Below are 23,525 nucleotides of genomic sequence, written 5' to 3'. Positions count from 1 at the left end.
TAACCGTCGTCTGTCGCAGATTGGGTTGAAAGAGGAATACCCAGGCACCACCAACCCGTTCCCTTGGATGAGCGAGATCATGGACTTGAAGAAAGAGAAGAATTTCTTTGAGACTCGGGTTATTGAGTATCAGACTGGTGGGGCGTTGAGCTGGGATTGATCGTCAACCTGACAATTAAATCGCCCTTCAAACCCTGAGTGCGCTCGGGGTTTTATTGGCCGTAAAAACATCAAGGATGACTAAATGCGGGGCTACAAATACCGAGCAATAAATAAATACTCATTGGATATACTTGAGAACAACAATGCATATTTCTCAAGGTACACTGACTTTAACGATCCTTTTGAATTCTCAACTCCATTTCCAAATGTAAAGAACATGTTCAAAAGGGCCTCGGCGCAAATTGACTCACTGCACGACAGTAATATATTTGATACTGCAACATACAAAATGTTGAAGAGCACATGTGAAAAAATAATACTGAATGGCAACCCTAAACTAGACAATACCCACAAGGGAATACGGGAAACGCTAGAAAAGGTGGGAATTTATAGCTTAAGTAAAGTTAACGATGAGATCCTAATGTGGAGTCACTATGCGGACAACCATAAGGGTTTTTGTATCGGCTTTGACGACTTACACAAAAACACAACCCCCCATACAAAATCACTTCCAGTCAACTATAAAACTGATTTTACAGATCTTGACGACCCAACCATAATATTAAAGTTCTATACAGATATTTTTCATAAGTTCAGGCATCTACCGGAAACAGCTTGGCAAAAAAAACGGGCAGAGCTCGCAAAAAAAATGTCCTTCGAAGATGATCAGCGAGGTGGCATATCAGTATTAACGGACAAATACGATAAATGGGAATACGAGCAGGAGTTCAGGTTGATAGATGAAAAAAGCTTCGGACTTAAAAAATTCAACCCGAGTAGCCTAAAGTCCATAACTTTTGGCCTGAGGACCTGCATTGAGGAAAAAAACAACATCATGGACATTTGCAAAAGAAACAAAGAACTGAAAATAGAATTTTTTCAAGCCACTAAAGCTCATAATCAATTCAAACTAGAAATTATAAAATTAGATCCATAGGTAAAGGGAGAGGAGTTCTCCCTCCCGCGATCAAGAATTATTTCTGAAGACTTTTTATAATATCCGTTGCTAAAGAATCAAAATTCAAATCAGGCACTCCGAACCTACCGTAGTATCGCGAGAACTTTGTCTGCACACCCTCTGCAAATGGCGTATCCAGGGTAGCTACTCTTGAGAATCGCCCCACGTCAGAAAGAGCACTAATTTTAACTTGAGAAAGTGATTGAAAATCAGCAACCAAATGAGGAATAAAAGAAGTACCAGGCAGATACTTATACCTATCCGGCTGCCCTCCCGCGACACGTCTATTATCCCCAAGCAAAGCAACTAACTCTTTCTTTTTTCCTGTACCAACATCAGTTTTGCTCTCAATCAATTTTACAATCTGCTCCAGTTCAACAAAATCCTCAATCCGCTTGCACATCACAAGTAGCACGCTTTCAGCTTTACATTGCTCCAGATCGCACGCTGGATTTATAACAAGATAAAACCCCCCATCCGCCGCATCTATATATATATCCCCCAATACAACTCTAGAGCTTATAGACGGCCAAACATAATACTCAATAGGAAGAACTGTAGAACTAGAGTCATACTCAGGATTAAAAAACCGACGAATTGAATTTGCACTCAGGGAGTTAGCAAGCCTTCGTGCAAGGAGATAAGCAACTTCCCCTTCCTCCTTCAGTTCACTCGTGCTATCCCACTGACTCTCCACATGCCCCCAAAGATACTTTCTTTGCTCCTCTTGAATATATCTAATCAATCCTGGCAATTTCGTTTCGAACGTTTCGATCACAAGTTTTACCAACTCGTCCATCGCGCCCTTTCTAACCACCTTAACAAAATGGCTTTCCAAGTGCGTAATTTTGTCTGCATATCCCGTATGAAAAATTACAGGAATAAACTGATTATTTTTTAAAGTTTCCAGTACCTTTTCACCACTTAGCTTACCAGTCTTCGACTCCTTAACTGAGTCATCCGCTGCATCTTCCAAATCCAAAATAACCAGATCGTAGTTGCCTGTATTTACAGACCTCTGAGCCTCCAAAAAACTTTCTACCACAGTGCACTTTACAATATTCCCCTCACCCAGCAACCCGGGTTCTTCTAACAACTCAACTAAAAGTTCAAGAATTTCAGGATCGTCATCAAATACTAAAAAATTCCATACTGTGGCCATCAAACTCTCCTTTTAAAAGTAATCCTGAACGCAGCGCCTCCAAGGGGATTTGAGTCCATCAGCTCTAAACTTCCCCCATAGTAGTCACTGACAATATCGCCAACAATCGAAAGACCTAAACCTATGCCCTCATTTTTCGTTGTAAAGTAAGGCTCGAAAATCATTTCGCGGTTTTCAAACGGTACCCCAGGACCACTATCAGCAACAATCACTTCAACAGCTTGATCTGCATTTCGCTTTACAGTGATTGCCACAACACGATTACTTTCATCTGACAACTTAAGCCAGTACAAACTATTCTGAAGTAAGTTTACTAATACTTCCTGAAATTCAGCCGGATCAATACTCACTAACGTTTCAGTTTTTGGCGACGTAAACTTGACCTTCGACCTTTCAAACTCATCAGCCAAAATATCATGAGCATCCCGAATTAGCTGCTCCAAGTAAAGCTGCGCAGGCTTCCCCCTCCGTCGCCCTCCAAACGGTTCGATTCTACGAAAAACCCCGTCTAAAACTCCGCCCTGCTTAAGAATTTTTGTGAATCGCTCAATGAGTTTTGAAGTTGAAGAACTTTCATCTCCATTATCTTTTAGGCGAGCAACACTATTCAAACCTAACTTTGCATAGCCTACAATTTTAGCGAGTGGATGACGCCCTTGATGAAGTAGCCCATCTATCAACTGTCCAAGGGTTGCCAAACCATGGTAACGAGCGACTACTAATTTAATTTCCTCGATTTTCCGCAAATAATCTTTTTCAACCCTCTCAACCATATCCAAGGCTACTTTGTCGGAAGGATGCTTTTCAGAAAGATGGTTTCTAATACCACCGAAATCAAGAGAATCAAATAATCCCGGACGAACATTCTCTTCTTTCTTCCCCGCTTTATCCTCTCGTCGCTTGTACTGGCGTCGATAAACTTCCATCCTAGAAAGGATAGCAATCATGATTTCCCTGAGATCAAAATACGCCTGATTTTCTCTCAACCCTTCGCGATTTGACTGATCCTTTAGTTCGGGATTCCTGTCCGCCGCGATTTGTACATAGCCGAATATTTGGTTATTCGATATTCTAAGAGTTGGATTCTGGATACGCCGAAGATCCAGTCTAAGCCAATCATTATTAGGTTCCCCGTATGGAAGCACCCTAAAGCCATCTCGATAAATATTTACACCAGCAAAAGCATCCAAATCTTTACGTACATTAGATATAGAGCTTTTTATCATTTGCACTATATTGCCAAGATCATCTCGATCCCAGATCCTCATTTCTATATCTAAAGCGCCACAAGCCGGACTTCGAAAGTTTTTATCATCCGCGTCAACATTAGTTGCTAAAAATTCCCATCGCCCATCATCATCTACGGGGACTATTTTCCCGCTAACCCTTACCGGATCTCCCGCGGCAAGAACAGTATAAGTTAAATCGATGACTCCAGACTCAGATACGGTACCAGAGACCGTATAGTGTGGGTACTTTACAGCTTGCGGAGGCTCTATACTTTTAGAAAACTTCTGATATGGATCAGGCGCCAAGATTTTAATATCAAAACCATCAATCTCGGAAAAAGGCGATACTAAGCGTGACAACCCACGCTGTAATGCCAAAAAGCTCATCTCATCCCAGGGACTTCTTAATCCATTCATCCTTAAAACTGTACCATGGGTACCATTTTCATCCTCAAAGAAGCTTTTTGGGACACTTTCGTTAGCCGTAATTATTTCTTCGGGTTGTCGCTGTACAGTTTCAATTACAATCTCATCTAAAAATTTTTCTTCATCATCGAACTGAGTCCAGTCAAAAAAGGTATAGGACTCTAGTTCTTCTCCGTGCTTACGGCTAATTAGCTCTAAAGAGACGGCAAGCCTTGAAGCGGCGAATCTCCCCACTCCTTTCTCACCTAGCACTCGCCTGGAGCCGTCAAGACTGTTTTTATTTTTCTTTTTAGATGGAGTCGCTGGTTCCATCCACGCACCTCTAATTACATCAATCCCCATTCCTAGGCCGTTATCAATTACCTCCACGCTACCAAAACCGGCTTGTAAATTCTCACTAAACTTTATGAGAACGTTCCTAGCTCCTGCGTCGTAAGCATTTTTAACCAGCTCAATAACAGCAACCGTATCACTACTGATAAGCTCCTCACCTAAAGTCTTCATTATCCTAGCTCTAGGACGAAAAGCTGAGGGCTTAGAGTTTAATTTATCATCCATAACACCTTATCTCCGAATACGTAAGCGACTATAGAACTAAGCGGCCTTATCTATCTTACGGTCCGAAGAGAATGCTATCGACCTTAAAATAGCTTCCATCACGGGAGAGCAAACTGCATTCCCCATAAGCTTTACTTTATCGCGTCTTGTTACATCAGGAAAAATATAATCATCGGGAAAACCCATTGCGCGCCGCAACTCGTCAGGTTGCAACATTCGCATCATATGCCCGTCCGAGGTAGGCATAACGAATGCAAATCTATCCACTGTGGTTATTGTTCTTAGAGGGTCACTCATTCGTTGCCAACCACCCGCACCATCCGACCCATAATACACAAGAATAAATGCTTTATCCTCGCCCAACTCCTTTATAGCCCTATCCGCGCGAACAAGAGTATCTTTTGCTCTTTTAGGAGTACGAAGTGGTGTCATTTTATATCTACCACTCTGGTCCAATATATCCCAAACGTTTTTATAAGTAGTACTTATCGGACATACCAGTTCAGGTGCTTCTTGACGATCGGCTATCATAAACAATCGACGCCTACGCTGCGCTACCCCGAACATAGAAGCATCAATAACCTGCTCCCTAACGTTATATTTCAGGAATTTTAGCTCTTCCATCAATTCGCTATATCGCGACCAAGGCTTCATATGGATAACATTTTCTAATGTTATCCATCTGGGCTTCATAACCTTTGCGTACCTGATAACCTGAAAAGCCGTGTCTTTACTGTCTTCAGAGCGAGGTTTAGCTCCTCGCGCGCAAGTATGGTGCGTACATTCGGGTGAAGATATAAGCAGATCTATTGGACCTGTTTCCTTCATAATTTTTTTTGGGCTTAGCTTGCGGAGGTCCCCCTGATAGACATGAGCATCAGGAAAATTGAGACGAAATGATTCGACTGCTGGTCCCCAAAGGTCTACACCGCCAACAATCGTTGCGCCCCCTTCTCGAGCTCCCAGGCTGCTGCCTCCCGCCCCGCAGAACATGTCAAACGCGCGAATCTGATCCATTTCAAAGCCTTTAATTTAATCTTCTAGCCAGGTTACCAGGTTCCCTGCACCATTCAACAATAATGGCATAAGGACACCAGCATGAACGAGAACCTGGTTTACGCAGTTGACGAGCTATCAAGCTCAAATTTGGTGATCGATGCTCGCTACTCAGGTAGCCGAAACGGCAATTCGAGTGACGATCCTCTGACGAAGCTTCTTAGCCTCAGCAATCAAGGCGGCTTTCGAATCAGAGGAAAACGCAACGACCCGCGTCTCATCGCGCTGTTGTCGAGCATGGAGGATCTTGACTGGCCCGATGAACTGGACCTCTCCACAGGTGTGTTTACCTACTATGGCGATAACAAGAAGCCGGGTCGTAAATTGGACGAAACCAACCGGTATGGCAACAATCTTTTAGAGCTAATTTTCGAACGACAACACTCAGGTTTACGGGCGGATATCCCACCAATTTTCGTTTTCACCAAGGCTGGTATCTATCGCGACATGATTTTCAGGGGGCTGGCAGTGCCCGGCAGAATTGGAAGCACTCACAATGATGATTTGGTAGCCGTCTGGCACGCGAGCAACGGTCAGCGATTTCAGAATTACAGAGCCACCTTCACCATTCTCGACCTGCCAGAAATCCCCAGGGCATGGCTTACGGATATTATTTCAGGCGTACGGGCGGATGACAGCGAGAATGCACCGGCTGGATGGCTTAAATGGGTGAAAACGGGCCAATACACTCCTCTGATCGCCAAACGCTCACAACCTATCAGGTCAAAGAAAGACCAACTGCCGACCTTAAAAGATGATGTCAAGACGTTGGCCATCCTACACAAACACTTCGAGTCAGACCCTTACGCATTCGAGGAGTGTGCGGCCCACTTGGTTAGGGTGTGCTTGCCCGATACTGTAGAGCTTGACCTGACACGGCGGTATCGAGACGGGGGGCGAGATGGCATTGGCAGACTTCGGATCGGGAGACCTGAGACCTCGGTGCTCGTAGACTTTGCAATTGAAGCCAAGTGTTACGGTACGAATAACTCTGTAGGTGTCAGGGAGGTGTCGAGGCTGATCTCTCGCCTTCGGCACCGTCAATTTGGCGTCATCGTCACGACATCATGGCTGCATGATCAGGCCTATAAGGAAATCGTAGAAGACGGCCACCCAGTAATGATTCTTGCTGGAAAAGACCTCGTGGAGCTTCTGAGAGAAACAGGCCTACAGGACAGCGCCGCGGTACTGACGTGGTTGAAAACGAGTTTTCCATTGGGTGAAACCTAAATGAGTGCCGACGTAGTCACCCCTGAGCAGCGGTCAAGGAACATGTCCAAAATCAAGGGCAAAAACACGAAGCCCGAAATGACTGTTCGATCAATGTGTCATGAACTGGGGTTTCGCTATCGTCTACACCGAAAGGACTTACCGGGAACACCAGACCTGGTATTCCCGAAGCATCGATTATGCTTGTTCGTTCACGGGTGTTTCTGGCATAGACACCCTGGCTGCAAATACGCGTACACACCAAAAAGCAGACTGGATTTTTGGCTACCTAAGCTCGCAAAAAATGTTGAACGAGACATGAAGGCTAAACGAGCGCTTGAAGTATCAGGTTGGCGCGTATCAATTATCTGGGAATGCCAAACGAAAAATAGAGACACATTGCGGGCTGAAATCCAAAAAATGATCAACCCCAAAATCGATAGTCAGCACGTATCAGCTGAAATGGAATGATAATTCTGAGAGCTTGACGAGCTCCAACCGCCCACCTACCCTCACCACTCGGCGCCTAAGAAACGCCTCAACCAGAGCGGTCCTCCGCACCCGACAGCCATGCGGCTTTTTTTCGCCAGCGGTTTCTCTACGTCTGTGAAAAAATCCCCGTTATGTCGGGAGTGGGCGAATACAAGACCCGAAAGGGGAATATGTCCGGCCCGTCTCTGGTGGGTTTCTTAGCTCCCGACACCCATAACGCCCTAAGAAAGCAACCAGAGGTAACGGAAATGCCTGGATACTTTGCGGTCCCTGCGAAGGACTTTAGCTGTACCTGCACCACCTCTCATACACGCTCCGACTCGGAGGTGTTTCATGCATGAACCCTTCCTGCCTACCGTCTTCACCCGCCATAACCTACACCTGCACGCTCTACTCCTTGAGAACCAGCCATGGTTCTGTGCTCGAGACCTCGGCCGTCTGATGGGGTTGTACCTGGATGATCGTAAGGTCAGCAAGCTCGATGAGGATCAGCGTCAAACCCTGGAAATTCGATATCACGGCCAACCTGAAAACATGCTGATGATCAGTGAGTCCGGCGTGTATGCGTTGCTGGTGTATCACTACACACCTGGGCATCGCCTGCTGCGGGAATGGCTGACTCATCAAGTGGTTCCCACTTTGCGCGATGAGCATCAATCAAGATCCACAGACCGTCCGATGTTGAGCTTGCTGGATTGGCCTGAAATGTCGTTGAGCCTTCTGCATTGGCAAGATGAAGGCTGGATTCGGCTCCGGGATATGCCCTACCTATTGCTCAACAGGACTCGCCGTCGGGCGCCCCCGAGCAGAACTTGGTTGCGGAAGGTCGCGGAATATTTCCGTTTTTCAGGTCATACGGTGCGCTGAACTTTTGTGTTTGATCCGTCCGAGCTGAAGCTCGGACGGCCCCTCCTCCTATTGTCAGTTCTCTTCTGTTTTATCGTTTAAAACCATCTTTTAACCTTCCACTTCATTGGAAGTGCGAATGCGTGAGCCAAAATCCCAAAAAACACAAACCACTCAATAGCCGGATAACTTACAACCAAGTCAGGTCTATATCCCAAAAATAAAAATTGGTTATACCGAATGATATCCATATAAGAGACTACGAAAAAACCATTAACAATCAGACAAGTATACAGCTTTATATAACCTAACTTATCTCCAGAAAAACGTATCTTCAGAAAATAAGCAAATACGACACCACCCATCACGAACACCCACACCCAAAAGACGATCATTCATTGATACCCACTCGACCAAAACCAATAGAGGCCACCCATCAAAACCACCACCGAAGCTCTCTCTCGACGGGCCATGCAAAAACATGAATATAACCACAGAAAAAAGCAATCCATTCGATGAACGGATATTCTAAAATTATGTCCGGCCTGTATCCCAACACGGGAAGGACTTGCAGTTTCGAAATTAAAAAATAGATCATCGCAAACAAAAAATTAAACGCGACGCAAATTATGAACCTTATCCCGCACCATTCCCACAAATGCGCCCCGGAGAATCGTATCCTCAAAGTAAAAGCACAGAGTAATCCCCACAATGCAAACAATGGAAACGTCATAACAAACCAAACGGTCAATTCCAGTCTCCATTTTTACGCGAAAACCACCACTTGACCTTTCTCCCCACCGGAATAGCCATCGCATGGGCGAAAATACAGAAAAATGCAAACCAACCTAAAAAAATACAATCATAAAAAATATCTGGACGATAACCCAACAACCAAAACTCGTCATACTTAATCATTTTTATATACATAGCAATGAACACTGAATTTATAAAAATCCCAACATAAATCTTTACCTCACTAATATTAACACCCGATAGCTTGGCCTTCAGATAAAAAGCAAAACAGACACCGAGAACTTCCAAGATAAAAATGAGCAAACACATTACTCTCTCGCATCATTGAGCAATTGATCCAGAGTCAGAACACCGCCCCCTATCTCAGCAGCCCTTGAGCCAGGTCCCATTTTCTGATACCCCCTGATGTAGTCAGTACGGATATATCTAAATAAGCGCCAAGAGTCAGGTTTCAACACTAGCCTCATAGCACCGTAGCCAGACATTGCCAGATCTACCACTCCATAACCCTTATCCCCAAGTGCTTCATTCCCTCCAAACTCTACAGCCGCCTTTTGATAAAGCTGCCTTACCGGGCCCTTTGTATTTGAATGCCCCTCCCATAAGTTACGACCATTCTCATATATATTATTAGCCCCCTGCGCCATAATCGGGATGCCCGCCAGCGCACACAACGTTCCGACTGAGGCATAGCAAATCCCTGCACCTGTCGCAAATTGGAGAGCCCCCGCGATAACCCCGACACCTTTCCTCCCCACCTCCAGAGACTGATTCATCAGGCTTTTTTGTTCGTTCTTTATTTCCAGCAAACCTTGATCAACACTCTTCTTGCCTTCCTCAACATCCCTGACAATACTCCGCGCGTAATAAGCCACTTCCCGATTGAACTGCAACCTGACAATTCCATCTTTAATATGGCGAGCACTTATCGTGCAGGCCTGATTAGTCAAGTATGCACCCGCCTGACTAACCATCCAGATATCGTGAAACGTCGGATTCTGTTTTTTCTTTTCAATAGTCACCGACCCGCCTCCCAAGTGCTGAAACCACTGGTTCCGGCTTGATGGTGAGTCCAGATAATTTCCCGATATTGAAGCGCAACATGCTCTTGTGCCGCAGCATCAATATGCAAAACAGAATGCGGTACGTCGACGGTGAGGTCAGTAATGATGCAACCTCGAATATCGACGCTGTAGTACTTTTCGTGCCAGCCCGTTGGGGCAATACGGTAAAAATTGATGACACAGTTGAGCTCTTCCCTATTGGAAAGCGCTACCGCCAGTAAAGGAGATGACTTGTCGATATTTTTGGTGATAGCAATCGGGCCGTGACTCGATGCCCTGACGTTTCCGCGGTTGGCCATATTGTGGTGGAAGGACAGCACCATTATCTCGTCGCGGTGCCCGTCCTGGCACTTGTTGCCTATAGAGTCCTGGGTCGAACAGCTTGCAGAGATGAGGCCTTGGGATTTGCCGCTGATGGTCATGTAGCCGTGGTTAGCCATAAGGTAAGCGCCCTGTTGTTTTGAAGGGCACCTTACGAAAAATACAAAATAGGAAATATCGGACGCTTCGCTTTAAACGGTACGAGTAATAAGTAGGAAATTTCACCTTATAGTGCATGCTGGATGCCGGACAGCGCGCTGGATAGGTTCGAGAAGGCCCAACCATGGACCTTGAGGTAGTAAACTGCGCCGATCAACCAGACGCGTGATTTTCGCGTCCGAGAAAACAGAGAGAGCGATCGCTCTGGCAGCTCACCGTCTTCCGCCTGAACCGTGCAGACGACTCCCTGTCAGAACACCAGATGACCCGCTCCAAATAATCGAGACCCGCCCGTGAACCCAGACATGCTCGAATCCGGCCCCTTGGATGCCAAAGTACTCTCCGTCTTTGACTTCGACGGCACCCTGACCCACCACGACAGTTTCGTGCCGTTCCTGAAGTTCGCCTTTGGTAAAGGCGAGTTCATGCGCAGGATGGTGAAGCTGGCGGTGCCTGGCGCGCAGTTTCTGTTGCGCGTGATTAGCCGTGATGAGCTCAAGGCGCAGTTGATCCGCACCTTTATGACCGGCGTGGACAAGGCGTGGGTTCAGCAGAAAGCTGAAGCGTATTGCCAGGCGTATTGGAACAAGTTGATGCGCCCAACCGGGCTGCAATCGGTGGCCGATGAGGTGAAGTCCGGGGCGGTGGTGACGCTGTGTTCGGCGTCGCCGGCGTTGGTGTTGCAGCCGTTTGCGGATCGGCTTGGGATCCGGTTGATTGGTACTGAGCTTGAGGTGGTGGACGGGGTGTTGACGGGCAAGCTCACAGGGAATAATTGCCGGTGTGAGAATAAGGTGCTTCGGCTTGAGGCGGTTTATGGGGATCTGGGGGAGTATCGGCTCAGGGCCTGGGGTGATACGCGCGGGGATCGGGAGTTGTTGGCGGCGGCGCAGGATGCGCATTTTCGGCATTTTCATGGGAAGAAGAAGCGGGCCAGGTTGCAGCGGTGATGCGGGTGGATGGGGTCTGCGGGTAGACCGAGGTGATCCCATCGCAGCCTCGCTGGGGCTCGACAGCTCCCACAGGGGATCTCTGTAGGTTCTAAGGGTGGTGTGAGTTCGTTAGATTGGCGCTTTGAGGTCCACGCCGAGTGCCGTTGCGAAGGCTTTGACCAGCGGGCTTCGTGGGGCGTTGTGGCGCAGGATGAGGTTGAACGGTGTGCTCAGGTGGATCTGCTCCGGGCATAACACGCGCAGGCGCCCTTCTCTCACCAACGGCGCGGCGTAGTGTTCCGGGAGGAAGCCCAGGAAGCGGCCGGTGAGGATGAGGATGGCCACGGCTTCTACCTGGGAGGCCGAGGCGGACTGGCTGTCGTAGCTGACGAAGTTGGCCTTGTCGCTGTGGATCGCATAACGATGGTTGACCACTTCATGCTGGCGCAACACATCTGCGTTGATGTCACTCGCTTCAAACAGCGGATGCCCGACGGCGCAGTACGCGTGGGACTTTTCTTCGTACAGCGAGAAATAATCGAATTCTTCCCGGCGCTGGTACACCGGGACGATGCCGACAATCAGCCGCCCTTCCACCACGCCCCGTTCAACTTCGTCCAGTTGGGAGGCATGTAGGCGCAATCTTATTTTCGGCGATTCTCTATGTAATTTCCCCAGCGCCTTAATAAGCGGCGAATTAACGTCCGATACGGTGTTATCAATAACGCCCACACTAAGGTCGCCAATCAGTTCGTTCTGTGCCGAACTAAGCTTGTCTCTGAAACTGTCTACCGAGGCAAATAATTCAATGGACGCTTGATAGACTAATTTGCCTTCTTCGGTCAGGCCAAATCCTTCGCGCCCTCGCGTACACAGGCGCATGCCGATGCGAATTTCCAGGTCGGAAATCTGTTTGCTGATTGCCGCCAGGCCCACGTTCAGCTCATTCTGCGCCGCGCTGAAGCCGCCCGCTTCGACCACCGCCTTGAACACCCGCAGCAATTTGAAGTCCAGGCCGCTGAGTTGCAGGGGCGGTCTTGTGCCGGGTTTTGGCGGTATGTTTCCAGAATTGGAAAGTGGGGTTTCCATAATACGTGTTGACCTCAAGTGCCATATTCAACAGGCTTTGACCTACTCCATGAACATCGCCGGGCGGCAATAATGAACATACTTAACCGCCCTTGGCAACCTTGAATATAGCGGGTTGAACAGCTCTTACCGGCTGATTTAACGCCCATAAAAACCTGACACTTCGATCAGGACTTTTTCGTTTTGCTACTGCCCTCCGAATCCATAAGGCCAAGCCACGTCCACCGGGCTTGTCACTTCTAAAAACAAGCGTGAGGAATACCATGTCTCAGCCCACCGATCGCCTCTGGGGTGCTCGTTTCAAGTCCGGCCCGTCCGCTGCTTTGGCGGCGCTGTCCCGTTGCCCCGAGCGCTATTTTCGCCTGACGCCCTACGACCTGGCCGGCTCCCGGGCCCATGCCCGTGAGTTGCAGCGGGCCGGGTTGCTGGATGAGTCGGAAACCTTGCGCACCCTGGAAGCGCTGGACCGCATCGGTGAGGACTTCGCCGCAGGCCGCCTGCACCCGACGCTGGATGACGAGGATGTGCACACCTTCATCGAGCGGGTGTTGACCGAGCGTTTAGGCGCCCTGGGCGGCAAGTTGCGCGCCGGGCGTTCGCGCAATGATCAGACGGCCAACGATTTGCGCCTGTTCCTGCGGGATCACGCGCGCACCATCACCACCGAGGTGTTGGGGTTGCAGCAGGCGCTGGTGGACCAGGCCGAGCAGCATATCGAGAGCATCTGCCCGGGCTTCACCCACTTGCAGCAGGCGCAGCCGATTGTGTTCGCCCATCACTTGCTGGCCCATGCGCAATCGATGCTGCGGGATGTGCAGCGCCTGGTGGATTGGGATGCGCGTACGGCGTTGTCGCCGTTGGGTGCAGCGGCGATGGCGGGCTCGGCGATTGCGCGCCAGCCGGAGCATTCGGCCAAGGAGATGGGTTACACCGGGCCGTGCGAAAACTCGATTGATGCTGTAGCCAGTCGTGACCACGTGGCGGAATTTCTGTTTGTGGCGGGCATGCTCGGGGTGAATATTTCACGGCTGTCGGAGGAGTTTTGCCTGTGGTCGTCGCGGCAGTTTCGCTGGGTGCAGTTGGACGATGCCTACGCCACTGGTAGCTCGATCATGCCGCAGAAGAAGAACCCGGACATTGCCGAACTGGCGCGGGGTAAGGCTGGGCGTTTGATTGGCAACCTGACCGGGTTGATGTCGACGCTCAAGTCGTTGCCGCTGTCGTACAACCGCGATTTGAGTGAAGACAAGCACAGCGTGTTGGACAGCGTGGATACCTTGCTGCTGGTGCTGCCGGCGATGGCCGGGATGGTCGCGACGATGAAGGTGCAGGTGGAAGAGCTGCGGCGTCAGGCGCCGATGGGTTTCACCCTGGCGACGGAGGTGGCGGATTGGTTGGCCACTCGTGGTGTGCCGTTCAAGGAAGCCCATGAGATTACCGGCGCGTTGGTGCAAGCCTGTGAGAAGCATGAGATTGAATTGTGGGAAGCCTCGCCGGCGTTGCTGGCGGAGGTGGATACGCGGCTGACGCCGGAAGTGCGTGAGTGCCTGACCCTGGAAGCGGCGATTGCAGCGCGCAGTGGTTGGGGTGGTACGGCGCCGGAGCGGGTCAGGGAGCAGATTGGGCGGTTGAAGGTGGCGTTGGCTGCGCAACTGAAGTGGGCAGAAACCTACACCGGCTTTCGAATTTAAAGATCGTTCCCACGCTCTGCGTGGGAACGCCTCTTGTGACGCTCCGCGTCACGCTTTTGGGACGCAGAGCATCCCTTGCTGCATTCCCACGCAGAGCGTGGGAACGATCAGTGTATTCAGTTGTTTTGGAGAGTCACCATGAAACAAACCCCGGCAGAGCGCTTGCAAGCCGAGCGCCAGCAGACCGAGAACCAGTTCGATATCACGAAGTACGAGCATGTGCCCCGTCGCTATTACGGTCGCATGGTGTTCGCCACTTTGATCGTGGTCGCACTGGCCGCCTTGTTGCGGGCATTCGCCAACGGTCAGATCGAATGGTCCTACATCGGTCAGTTCCTCACGTCCGAGGCGATCATCTGGGGCCTGGTGAACACCATCATCATGTCGATCCTGGCCATGGCGCTGGGTGTGGTGATCGGGGTGATCACGGCGATCATGCGCATGTCGGCCAACCCGATCCTGCGCTACGTGGCCATCACCTACACCTGGCTGTTTCGTGGCACGCCGCTGATTCTGCAGCTGCTGCTGTGGTTCAACCTGGCGCTGATTTTCCCGGTGATCGCGATTCCCGGCCTGTTCAGCATCGACACCGTGGACCTGATGACGCCGTTCGTGGCCGCCCTCCTCGGCCTGAGCATCAACCAGGGTGCCTACACCGCCGAAGTGGTGCGCGCCGGCCTGTTGTCGGTGGACACCGGCCAGTATGAAGCCGCCAAGTCCATCGGCATGCCGAGCCTTCAGGCGCTGCGTAGGGTGATTCTGCCCCAGGCGATGCGGGTGATCATTCCGCCTGTAGGCAACGAGTTCATCAGCATGGTGAAAATGACCAGCCTGGCGAGTGTGATCCAGTACTCGGAGCTGCTGCACAACGCGCAAAACATCTACTACGCCAACGCCCGGGTCATGGAGCTGCTGATTGTTGCCGGCATCTGGTACCTGGCGGTGGTGACTGTTCTTTCATTCGGTCAGAGCCGCCTCGAGCGTCGTTTTGCCCGCGGCGCCGGCAAGCGTTCGTAAGCCCTGACTGAGGAGATTTGCCCCATGAGAAGCATCGTCAAGGCCGTGAACCTGAACAAGTATTACGACCAGTATCACGCGCTGCAGGACATCAACCTGGAAGTCGAACAAGGCGAAGTGCTGTGCATTATCGGCCCGTCCGGTTCCGGCAAAAGTACCCTGCTGCGCTGCGTCAATCAGCTGGAAAAAATCGACAAGGGCGGCCTGTGGGTCGACGGCGAACTGGTGGGTTACCGGGTGGTCGGCAACAAGCTGCATGAGTTGAATGAATCACAGATCGCCCGTCAGCGCCTGGCCACCGGCATGGTGTTTCAGCGCTTCAATCTGTTCCCGCACATGACCGTGTTGCAGAACATCATCGAAGGCCCGTGCCAAGTGCTCAAGCGCTCGCCCAAGGAAGCCACCGAGGACGCGTTGGAGTTGTTGGCCCGCGTCGGCCTGGCGGACAAGCGCAATGCCTACCCGGTGGAATTGTCCGGCGGCCAGCAACAGCGTGTGGCGATTGCCCGTGCGTTGGCGATGCGTCCCAAGCTGATGCTGTTTGACGAACCCACGTCAGCCCTCGACCCGGAGCTGGTAGGAGAAGTGCTGTCGGTGATGCGCGATTTGGCCACCACCGGCATGACCATGATTGTGGTCACCCATGAATTGGGCTTCGCCCGCGAAGTGTCCAACCGCATGGTGTTTATGGATGCCGGCCAGATTGTGGAAGCCGGCAGCCCGGAAGAAATTCTAATAAGCCCACAAAACCCGCGTACCCAAAGCTTTATTTCTGCCGTTCGCACTTAACTAAAAAACTAACGAGAACGCCCCCATGAAAAATCTGTTTCTTCCAAGTTTGCTCGTAGGCCTGATGGCCTCCACTTCGGTTTTGGCGGCATTGCCGGCAGCGATCAAGGACAAGGGTGAGATCAGCGCGGCCATCGTGCCGAACTACCCGCCGATGGATTTCAAGGACACCGCCACCAACAAACTCACCGGCCTGGACTTTGACCTGGGCAACGCCCTGGCCGAGCGCCTGGGGGTGAAGATCAAGTGGCAGGAAACCGGCTTCGAACAGATGCTCAGCGGCCTGACCACCAAGCGTGTGGACATTGTGCTGTCGGGCATGACCGACACCGCCGAGCGTCAGAAGTCGGTGACCTTCATCGATTACTTCACCAGCGGCCCGCAGCTGTACACCCTGGCCAAGCGCGAAGACCTCAAGGAGTTGACTGACCTGTGCGGTAAAAAAGTCGGCACCAGCCGACGTACCACCTGGCCGTCGGAAATTGCCGCGTGGAGCAAGGAAAACTGCGAAAAGGCCGGTAAGCCAGCCATCGTGGTGATTGGCACCGAGGGCTCGGCGGATGCGCGGGCGCAGTTGCAACAGAACCGTCTGGATGCGGCGATGCAGGGCAGCGAAACCATTCCTTACCTGATGTCGCTGGACAAGGGTAAGTACAAGCCGGTGGGCCTGGCGATTTCCAAGCAGTTCACGGGGCTTGGGATTGAGAAAAGCAATACTGAGTTGGTCACGGCCATCAGTGAGGCACTGCAGGGTATGATCGATGATGGGACCTACGGCAAGATCCTGAAGAAGTGGGACCTGGAGCAGGGAGCGGTGGAAAAAATCAGCATCAATGCCGGCCAGTAACACCCCATAACCCTGTGGGAGCCGGGCTTGCCCGCGATGAGGGCGTGTCAGTCGATATTTCCAGTGGCTGACACACCGCAATCGCGGGCAAGCCCGGCTCCCACAGGGATCAACTGTGTATGAAAGATCATCGTCAGCCCCAAGAATAAGGACATCTGCCCCACCGTGGCCACGTACTCCCTGGTAATCCGCCGCCTGATGATCTGCTCGGTGACCATCGTCGTCAGCCGCGCCATGACCAGCCCGTTGCTCGCCCTGTTGCTCAGCACCCGCCTGGGCCTCAACCAGCAGGACATCGGCTTGCTGATGGGCATCGCCGTGTTCATCGCCACCCTGCTGGGCCTCTACGGTGGCTACATCATCGACCGCCTGGAAAAGCGCAAGCTGCTGATCCTGGCGATGCTCTCAAGCTCCATCGGTTTTCTGTTGCTGACCTTTGCCAGCAACCTGTACCTGACCACCCTGACCCTGGTGATCACCGAGGCCGCGTCGGCGCTGTTCCTGATCGGCTCCAAGGCGATCATCAGCGAGAACCTGCCGGTGGGCCAGCGGGCCAAGGTGTTTTCCCTGCGCTACACCCTGACCAATGTCGGCTACGCCACCGGCCCGATGCTCGGCGTGGTGATTGCCGGCCAGATGCCCCTGGCACCGTTCCTGATCGCCAGCGCGATTGCCTTTGGCAGCCTGTTCCTGATGATCGGCATCCCGCCGACCCAGCGCGACGACAGCAACAAACCCTTAAGTTTTCTCAGCACCCTGCGGACCCTGCGCAGCGATCGCACCTTGATCCTGTTTACCAGCGGCAGCCTGTTGAGCACCATTGTCCACGGGCGCTACACCCTGTATCTGTCGCAGTTTCTGCTGGTGGCCTACAAGCCGGAAAACGCGCTGAAAATTCTCTCTGCGGTGCTGGCGTGCAACGCCATTACGGTGATCCTGATGCAGTACCAGATCGGCCGCTTCCTCAAGCGCGAACAACTGCGCTACTGGATCGTGCTCGGCACCTCGCTGTTTATTGCCGGGTTGATCGGCTTCAGCATGGCGGACGGCTTGGTGTCGTGGTGTGTCGCGATGTTTGTGTTCACCCTCGGGGAGATGATCATCTACCCCTCCGAATTCCTGTTTATCGACACCATCGCCCCGGACGCCCTGCGCGGCAGTTATTACGGCGCACAAAACCTGGCGGCATTTGGCGGCGCCTTGAGCCCGGTGATCTGCGGCTACCTGCTGATCAATGCATCGCCCGCCTCGATGTTCTATGTACTCAGCGGGCTGACGGCGGTGGGAGGCACCTTGTGTTTCCTGAGTGGCCGGCGTGTGGTGGTCCGTGCGTAATTTCTACTGATATTTGCTCGATATCCCGCTATTAATAGCGAAATCTCTCACGGACCCGAGCCCCATGAAATTCGACACGGCCTACAGCCTGAGTCTCGACGACAAGCTGTCGATCTATGACGTGCGCGACCTGAATTTCGACGAAACCGCCGCCTTCGACTCCGACAAGGACAGTTTCCTGTGCCCCAACGATGAATGCCGGGCGGCGTTTGCGGCGGGCAATGTGCTGGGCACCTTCAATGCGAAAAACGTCAATTACCTGCGCACGCCACACTTCAAGAACATCCCCAGTACCCGGCATATCGAGGGCTGCCGTTACGCCATCCGCCATGCCGGAAAAGGTGAAGCAGAGGATGGGCCGGAGGAAAATTTCCCGTCGGAATTTGTCCTGACGCGACGCCAGTACGAACGCAAAACCCCGGTTATCGGTGCCGAGGGCGGCACCCCACAAGAACCACCGAAAACGCCGGCAACCCGCAATGCCTTGTCTCACAGCTCAAGCGATACCCCCCCGGACAAGACCAGCGTCTTCGCCCACCCGGTGGAATGCTACGTATCGAATATCGACGACAAGGAAAAGCTGAAAAGCATGCCCTTGAAGATCGGCGATCACACCGCGACCTACTGGACGATTTTCAAGAAGATCGAATACCTGCAAGACAACAAAGGCCTGATCTACTGGGGCAAGATCAAGGAGATCAAGGACTACACCAGCAGCTTTCGCATCGACTTCGAAAAGAAAGCCTGGCTCGACAAGAAGCCCTACTCCATCAATGTTTACCTGAGCAAAAAACTGATCGAGAACTACCGCAAGCGCAAGGCGTTCCTGGAGCAGATCAAGGCGGCGGTTGACAGTGATCGAGCGCTGTATTGCTTCTTCTACGGGGTGACGCCGGAGCTGAAACAGGTGCCAAGCAAGAAAAACCCCGAGCAGACGTTCGGGGTGTTCAGTGCCAATATCCAGAACCTGGATCACCTGATTATCCGCGAGGCGCCGGGGTTGGGAGAACGGTAATGCGACTCCAGGTCAGGCCCTTCGGCTGAATAGACGGTACTTTTCACGTGCAAGTGCGGCGCCCGCAGGGTCCAAGCCGCCTACCGTGACCAACCAATGAATCAGCATTTCCTCATCCGGCCAATGAAGCCCCTTCACATCTTTCAAGCTTCGAGGCGTATGGTTGATTCGAGCGTCGTAATGCAGAGCGCTCCAAGGCATTGCGGCAAGATCCACGCCTTCTGCGTCCATCTCAAAATTCCGCAATATTTCGTTGATTTGAGTCTGCGCACTCCGATCACCCCGCTGCTGCTGGCAGTACGACTCGACCAAACTGACGAATTGCTGCTCAGGCACCGACGGATCAACCAAATCCAAAACATCAGACTTTAAGGCGAGATCCAAAACACCACTCATCCAGCGATTAATAAAGGTGTGCACGAAGCCATCGGCATCGGCCTTTTTCATATCAAAAAACAGCATGCAATAGCGGGTTTTCAGATGTATCGCCAACAGCACATGTTTACGTTGAACCGTCGCGGCATGGACCAGCCACTGATGAGGGGCGGCGTACAGGTCATCGCCCTGGCTTTCTTGTGGCAGCGGTTTTTGAACCGGGGTAATTTTTTTGCCTTTGTGAACCCGGCTAAAAAAATCACCAGCCGCCTGCGTACAATTAAAACTTAGCATCAAGATACTTCCTGAACATTTGTACTGAAGTCATAGACAAGACTCTCAGTCGCGTTGTACGTGTGCAGCAACCCACTCGATTTCGTAACGCTGCCTGACCGCGTAGCCAATAGCGCTCAATGTCTCTTCGCTTAATACCGACAACTCTGAATCACTCAACAAGTCATGCCTGATCATTTGCGCGAGGCTTTCGCGGGCTTTCGAGCGACTGTAGAGATCAAACATTCGGACGACATCGTTATCGCGATCCCTGGTGAGGCGATACAGTGTCCTGTACCGAGCCTCGGCAGAAAGCGTTTCGCGCTCGCTGATGGTCTTTGCATCAGCCAGTACGCCTAGGTAAAAGCGTTCAAGCGCCAATGCCCTGAGGACTTTGTACTTCTTCCAATCGCTTTCGGAAATGGACATCACATTCCCCGGTCACTTTCTTTTGAATAAAGAAGTAACCCTAGCCTGCGGCTGAGAGAACGCAAAATCCACTAGTGTCAGACCAGCATGCTCACCATCACCACGCCCAACAACCCGATATACACCCGCGCATGCAGTGCATCCGGGATGCGGCCGATCCACGGTGTGGCCAGGCGAATGCCCAGCAGCGAGCCCAGGGTGAGGATGGCAAACGCCAGCAAGTCGACATAGCCGACAAACCACGCGCCCAATTCCACCTTGGCGAATCCTGCCATGAGCATGTAGGTAAACGTACCGGCCAACGCCACCGGAACACTCAAGGGGTTGGCCATGGACGTGGACTGGGACATGCTCAAGCCGCAACGGCGCAACAATGGCACGGTCATCACGCTGCCGCCCACCCCGAGGAAGGTGGCGATCAGGCCAATGGCGATGCCGCCGCCCGTCACTTCCGCGCCGCTCAGGCGTCGTGGCTGGAGCCTGTCGTCCTGGCTGAGAAAGCCCCTGCGCAGCAGGCAATCGACGATGGTGACGGCCAGGTAGGCGATAAAGGCGTACCGCATGAAATCGCCACTGGCGAACATCGCAGCACCGGCGCCCAGCACGGCGCCGATCCCAATGTACCCGCCCAACGGCCACAGGTAATGGCGAATCAGATTACCTTTGCGACGGTGTTTTCCGGTGGCAAGCAGCGCGTTGACGATCATCACGCAGGTGGAGGTGGCGACCGCGATATGCATCGCCGATGCACTCACGCCCGCGTCGTGGCTGAGCTTGAGCATGCCGTACAGCAACGGCACCACTACGAACCCGCCGCCGAAGCCGAACAGCACCGCCGTCACGCCGGTCATGCAGCCGAACAGTGCCAGTAATAGATAGAACATCGAGAATCGCCTTCAGCCTCAGGGAGAGCTGTCGACGATAGAGATTCAAGGCTTGGCCCGCTTGCGCAAGTCGGCCAATAATGTGCGAGATATTGCCACTTCCGGAATCAGCTCCATGCGCAACGTTTCCATCGCTCAACTCGACCTGACGCCGCGAACGGTGGTGGCAATCGGCACCGATTATCCCCACGGCTATCTGCTCAAGCGCCACAGCCACCGGCGCGGGCAGTTGTTGTATGGCGCCACCGGGGTGATGCAAGTCAGCACCCAGCAAGGCAACTGGGTTGTGCCGCCCCAGCGTGCGGTGTGGATTCCCGCCCAGGTGCCCCATGAAGTGCTGATGATCGGTGTGTCGACGCGCAGCCTGTATATCGAACCGCACGCGGTCACCGACTTGGGCGCCAGCTGCCACGTCATCACCGTTTCACCCCTGATGCGCCAGTTGCTGATGGAGGCGGTGGAGCTGCCGCTGGAATACGACGAGGCCGGGCGCGACGGTACGCTGGTCAGCCTGCTGTTGCATGAACTGGCCCGCGCCACGCACTTGCCCTTGCATATCCCGCTTCCGGAGGACCCACGCCTGCTTGCCCTGTGCCTGGCGTTTCTGCAGCGGCCGGACGTGCACCAGTCACCGATTCAGTGGGCTGAACAATCGTACCTGAGCCTGCGCACCTTCAGCCGGCATTTTCGCCAACACACCGGCTTGAGTTTCGTGCAATGGCGCCAACGAGCGTGCGTGGTGCAGGCCCTGGCACGCCTGGCCAGCGGCGAGACCGTCACCCGGATCGCCCTGGACCTGGGCTATGAAAACCCGGCGGCGTTTTCCAGCATGTTCCGGCGAGTGCTTGGCCAGTCGCCGAGCACCTACCTGGACGGGGCGAAATAGACCGGCGGCAACCCTCTCGAAACCATCCAGTTGATGAGCGGTAGAAACAACTGTACAAAAACACAGTATAGTTTGCCTTCCCCCGTCGAACCTGGAGAAAGCCCATGTCCTCTCTGGCAATGAGCAACACCGTAGAACAGCAGATCGTCCTTCATCAATTCACCCCACGGCACAGCGTCCAGGCCCGCCTGATGCTGGGCTGGAGCCGGGAAGACCTGGCCCGGGAAGCGGATGTGGAAGTGGACGCCCTTCAACGTTTTGAAAGCCATGGCGATGTGGACGATGAAGTCCGCCTGAGTGTGGCGTTTCGTCTGGAGGCTGAAGGGTTGGTGTTTTTCCCGGGGTTTGCGCCGGGGTGGGGGATGAATGTGCGGGGCCGCGCCAGCACTCCGGCACAACCTGCCACCAAAGGAATCATCTCCAGGTTTCTGGATTCAACAGCGGCATCCATTGACCCAACAACACCTCAGCCCAATGGTGCGTAGCGCGCAAGGCCATCAACTCACGCCTGCAACTGCAACGCCCGAAGGATCATTTGTGGCGGCTGGCCAAACGCCCGCAAAAAGGCCCGACGCATGCGTTCCGGGTCACCGAAGCCTGTCTCCCGGGCGACGACGTCGATGGAGTGGCTGCCGGATTCGAGCATCAAGCGCGCGGCTTCAATGCGCAGGTGTTCCACTGCCTTGCCCGGTGATTGGCCGGTTTCGGCGCGGAACAGTCGGCTGAATTGGTGTAAACGCAGGCTTCCTGATTGCCTGGGAGACCTGTTCATCATCGCGGCGTCTGCGCCGACAATACCAACCGACAGCCTTGCGCCAGCGCAGCCAGACCATCGCCGGCCCAATAAGCGCCATAGAACCACACAAACGTTGAAACCCCATCCGGGCCAGTACCGGTGGGTAGACGTATCCTTGGGTTACCCGCAGTGGCTGCTTGATGAAAGGCGGCACTTTGCGCATCGGACACCAACCCATCGAGCCGATTTTCCGTGACCCGATCGTTAATTTCGTTGCCAGGGTCCAGGGTGAAATGACGCGTGTCATCCGTCAGCCGCGCATGCACGGGCACCAACTCCGCACCGGCTGTACGCAGTACGTTCAGTACCTGAGCAAAGTGCGCGCTGTGTTCGATCGTTTCCCGAACATCACCTGCAACATATTCACTGGCAAAACCAATGCGGCTGCCCGCCAACGGCCGTGTGTTGATCAGATGACCCGCATCGGCGACCGGCGGGACCTCCACCATCACCGGCCCCTCAGGGTCAACGCCGCTGAGGGCGATCAGTGATAACGAAGGGTCGCGCACGGTGCGCATCATGGGGCCGGGGATATCGAACCGGGGGCCGTAGCCGCTCGGGGAGTCAAACTCCAGGCCGCTCGGGTGATCGATGGAGCTGACGATTGCACCGCCCATATCAGCGCCAAACACGACGCCCTTGCTGACGGTCGGAGCGCAAGCCGGGGGAACAGAACTGTCCCCCGAGACTGTCTGTTTGAACACACAGAACGCGCCCGACGCTGTGACCTTCCTACTCTTGTCGTCCATATACGCCCACGCCTCGAAAC

At 52.8% G+C, this 23,525-nt stretch carries 24 protein-coding genes and 2 pseudogenes; 14 read left to right on the top strand and 12 right to left on the bottom strand.

Features of this window, described 5'->3' with window-relative positions; all coding sequences use genetic code 11:
• Both LIY45_RS20930 and LIY45_RS20925 read left to right on the top strand, forming a co-directional pair.
• A pseudogene (locus LIY45_RS20930) lies at positions 1 to 160 on the top strand (ribonucleotide-diphosphate reductase subunit beta); the annotation flags it as partial.
• Positions 161 to 244: 84 nt separating this feature from the next.
• Positions 245 to 1,099 (top strand): DUF2971 domain-containing protein, encoded by an 855-nt coding sequence (locus LIY45_RS20925; protein WP_226477460.1) that lies wholly within the window; start codon positions 245 to 247, stop codon positions 1,097 to 1,099.
• Between the two features lie 37 nt (positions 1,100 to 1,136).
• Here the strand turns inward: LIY45_RS20925 and LIY45_RS20920 are convergent, their stop codons facing one another.
• The 3 genes from LIY45_RS20920 to dcm are packed head-to-tail and all read right to left on the bottom strand — an operon-like array spanning position 1,137 to position 5,512.
• A complete protein-coding gene (locus LIY45_RS20920) occupies positions 1,137 to 2,282 on the bottom strand; it encodes a hypothetical protein (protein WP_226477459.1) in 1,146 nt (381 codons plus the stop codon).
• Positions 2,282 to 4,495 carry an ATP-binding protein gene (locus tag LIY45_RS20915; protein ID WP_226477458.1) on the bottom strand — a complete coding sequence of 738 codons (2,214 nt, stop codon included), beginning with the start codon at positions 4,493 to 4,495 and terminating at the stop codon, positions 2,282 to 2,284. The genes LIY45_RS20920 and LIY45_RS20915 overlap by 1 nt, the downstream gene beginning before the upstream one ends.
• Positions 4,496 to 4,531: 36 nt before the next feature.
• Positions 4,532 to 5,512 (bottom strand): DNA (cytosine-5-)-methyltransferase, encoded by a 981-nt coding sequence (dcm, locus tag LIY45_RS20910; RefSeq protein ID WP_226477457.1) that lies wholly within the window; start codon positions 5,510 to 5,512, stop codon positions 4,532 to 4,534.
• 81 nt (positions 5,513 to 5,593) lie between these two features.
• Between dcm and LIY45_RS20905 the strand changes: the two genes are divergently transcribed.
• The 3 genes from LIY45_RS20905 (at position 5,594) to LIY45_RS20895 (ending at position 8,119) form a co-directional block, all read left to right on the top strand.
• Positions 5,594 to 6,781 (top strand): restriction endonuclease, encoded by a 1,188-nt coding sequence (locus LIY45_RS20905; protein ID WP_226477456.1) that lies wholly within the window; start codon positions 5,594 to 5,596, stop codon positions 6,779 to 6,781.
• Complete coding sequence (locus LIY45_RS20900) at positions 6,782 to 7,231, top strand: very short patch repair endonuclease (protein ID WP_226477455.1); 450 nt, start codon at positions 6,782 to 6,784, stop codon at positions 7,229 to 7,231.
• A gap of 354 nt (positions 7,232 to 7,585) precedes the next feature.
• Positions 7,586 to 8,119, top strand: coding sequence for a Bro-N domain-containing protein (locus LIY45_RS20895; protein ID WP_226477454.1), 534 nt, complete (start codon positions 7,586 to 7,588; stop codon positions 8,117 to 8,119).
• 726 nt (positions 8,120 to 8,845) lie between these two features.
• Here the strand turns inward: LIY45_RS20895 and LIY45_RS20890 are convergent.
• Genes LIY45_RS20890 through LIY45_RS20880 form a run of 3 tightly spaced genes read right to left on the bottom strand, consistent with a single transcriptional unit; the run spans position 8,846 to position 10,358 of the window.
• Positions 8,846 to 9,157, bottom strand: a complete 312-nt coding sequence (locus LIY45_RS20890; RefSeq protein WP_226477453.1) for a hypothetical protein — start codon at positions 9,155 to 9,157, stop codon at positions 8,846 to 8,848.
• A gap of 5 nt (positions 9,158 to 9,162) precedes the next feature.
• Positions 9,163 to 9,876, bottom strand: a complete 714-nt coding sequence (locus LIY45_RS20885; RefSeq protein WP_226477452.1) for a DUF4225 domain-containing protein — start codon at positions 9,874 to 9,876, stop codon at positions 9,163 to 9,165.
• Positions 9,873 to 10,358, bottom strand: a complete 486-nt coding sequence (locus LIY45_RS20880; RefSeq protein ID WP_226477451.1) for an Hcp family type VI secretion system effector — start codon at positions 10,356 to 10,358, stop codon at positions 9,873 to 9,875. Before LIY45_RS20880 ends, LIY45_RS20885 begins: the two co-directional genes overlap by 4 nt.
• A 345-nt stretch (positions 10,359 to 10,703) precedes the next feature.
• Between LIY45_RS20880 and LIY45_RS20875 the strand changes: the two genes are divergently transcribed.
• Positions 10,704 to 11,348, top strand: coding sequence for an HAD-IB family hydrolase (locus LIY45_RS20875; protein ID WP_226477450.1), 645 nt, complete (start codon positions 10,704 to 10,706; stop codon positions 11,346 to 11,348).
• Between the two features lie 111 nt (positions 11,349 to 11,459).
• On the opposite strand, the gene LIY45_RS20870 is transcribed toward LIY45_RS20875, so the two are convergent.
• A complete protein-coding gene (locus LIY45_RS20870) occupies positions 11,460 to 12,419 on the bottom strand; it encodes a LysR family transcriptional regulator (protein WP_226477449.1) in 960 nt (319 codons plus the stop codon).
• Between the two features lie 263 nt (positions 12,420 to 12,682).
• Here LIY45_RS20870 and argH point away from each other — a divergent pair, with 263 nt between their 5' ends.
• From argH to LIY45_RS20840, 6 genes are all read left to right on the top strand, one after another.
• On the top strand, positions 12,683 to 14,110 hold the full coding sequence (gene argH / locus LIY45_RS20865; protein WP_226477448.1) for an argininosuccinate lyase: 1,428 nt from the start codon (positions 12,683 to 12,685) through the stop codon (positions 14,108 to 14,110).
• 138 nt (positions 14,111 to 14,248) lie between these two features.
• Entirely contained in the window at positions 14,249 to 15,127 is an 879-nt protein-coding gene (locus LIY45_RS20860) for an amino acid ABC transporter permease (protein ID WP_063027828.1), read from the top strand.
• Positions 15,128 to 15,151: 24 nt separating this feature from the next.
• Positions 15,152 to 15,916 (top strand): amino acid ABC transporter ATP-binding protein, encoded by a 765-nt coding sequence (locus LIY45_RS20855; protein WP_003211502.1) that lies wholly within the window; start codon positions 15,152 to 15,154, stop codon positions 15,914 to 15,916.
• 25 nt (positions 15,917 to 15,941) lie between these two features.
• Positions 15,942 to 16,763: an ABC transporter substrate-binding protein gene (locus LIY45_RS20850; protein WP_017475911.1), complete on the top strand. Its 822-nt coding sequence runs from the start codon at positions 15,942 to 15,944 to the stop codon at positions 16,761 to 16,763.
• A gap of 165 nt (positions 16,764 to 16,928) precedes the next feature.
• Positions 16,929 to 18,098, top strand: a complete 1,170-nt coding sequence (locus tag LIY45_RS20845) for an MFS transporter (protein WP_003211499.1) — start codon at positions 16,929 to 16,931, stop codon at positions 18,096 to 18,098.
• Between the two features lie 64 nt (positions 18,099 to 18,162).
• A complete protein-coding gene (locus LIY45_RS20840; RefSeq protein ID WP_226477447.1) occupies positions 18,163 to 19,113 on the top strand; it encodes a hypothetical protein in 951 nt (316 codons plus the stop codon).
• Positions 19,114 to 19,125: 12 nt separating this feature from the next.
• On the opposite strand, the gene LIY45_RS20835 is transcribed toward LIY45_RS20840, so the two are convergent.
• The 3 genes from LIY45_RS20835 to LIY45_RS20825 form a co-directional block, all read right to left on the bottom strand.
• A complete protein-coding gene (locus LIY45_RS20835; protein ID WP_226477446.1) occupies positions 19,126 to 19,782 on the bottom strand; it encodes a hypothetical protein in 657 nt (218 codons plus the stop codon).
• Between the two features lie 45 nt (positions 19,783 to 19,827).
• Positions 19,828 to 20,190 (bottom strand): hypothetical protein, encoded by a 363-nt coding sequence (locus tag LIY45_RS20830; RefSeq protein ID WP_226477445.1) that lies wholly within the window; start codon positions 20,188 to 20,190, stop codon positions 19,828 to 19,830.
• A gap of 77 nt (positions 20,191 to 20,267) precedes the next feature.
• On the bottom strand, positions 20,268 to 21,074 hold the full coding sequence (locus LIY45_RS20825; protein ID WP_226477444.1) for a sulfite exporter TauE/SafE family protein: 807 nt from the start codon (positions 21,072 to 21,074) through the stop codon (positions 20,268 to 20,270).
• A 115-nt stretch (positions 21,075 to 21,189) separates the two neighbouring features.
• Between LIY45_RS20825 and LIY45_RS20820 the strand changes: the two genes are divergently transcribed.
• Both LIY45_RS20820 and LIY45_RS20815 read left to right on the top strand, forming a co-directional pair.
• Positions 21,190 to 21,960 carry a helix-turn-helix transcriptional regulator gene (locus LIY45_RS20820; protein ID WP_226477443.1) on the top strand — a complete coding sequence of 257 codons (771 nt, stop codon included), beginning with the start codon at positions 21,190 to 21,192 and terminating at the stop codon, positions 21,958 to 21,960.
• A 104-nt stretch (positions 21,961 to 22,064) separates the two neighbouring features.
• On the top strand, positions 22,065 to 22,445 hold the full coding sequence (locus LIY45_RS20815) for a helix-turn-helix transcriptional regulator (RefSeq protein ID WP_026077785.1): 381 nt from the start codon (positions 22,065 to 22,067) through the stop codon (positions 22,443 to 22,445).
• 17 nt (positions 22,446 to 22,462) lie between these two features.
• Here the strand turns inward: LIY45_RS20815 and LIY45_RS20810 are convergent.
• Positions 22,463 to 22,690 (bottom strand): annotated as a pseudogene (locus tag LIY45_RS20810) (helix-turn-helix domain-containing protein); the annotation flags it as partial.
• A gap of 41 nt (positions 22,691 to 22,731) precedes the next feature.
• Positions 22,732 to 23,505 carry a hypothetical protein gene (locus LIY45_RS20805; protein ID WP_226477442.1) on the bottom strand — a complete coding sequence of 258 codons (774 nt, stop codon included), beginning with the start codon at positions 23,503 to 23,505 and terminating at the stop codon, positions 22,732 to 22,734.
• Positions 23,506 to 23,525: the final 20 nt, after the last annotated feature.

Origin of the sequence: Pseudomonas sp. MWU16-30323, assembly GCF_020515595.1 — a bacterium.
GTDB lineage: Bacteria > Pseudomonadota > Gammaproteobacteria > Pseudomonadales > Pseudomonadaceae > Aquipseudomonas > Aquipseudomonas yamanorum.
The sequence above is the reverse complement of the archived record's forward strand: the minus strand, read 5'-3'. Positions and strand labels throughout refer to the sequence as shown.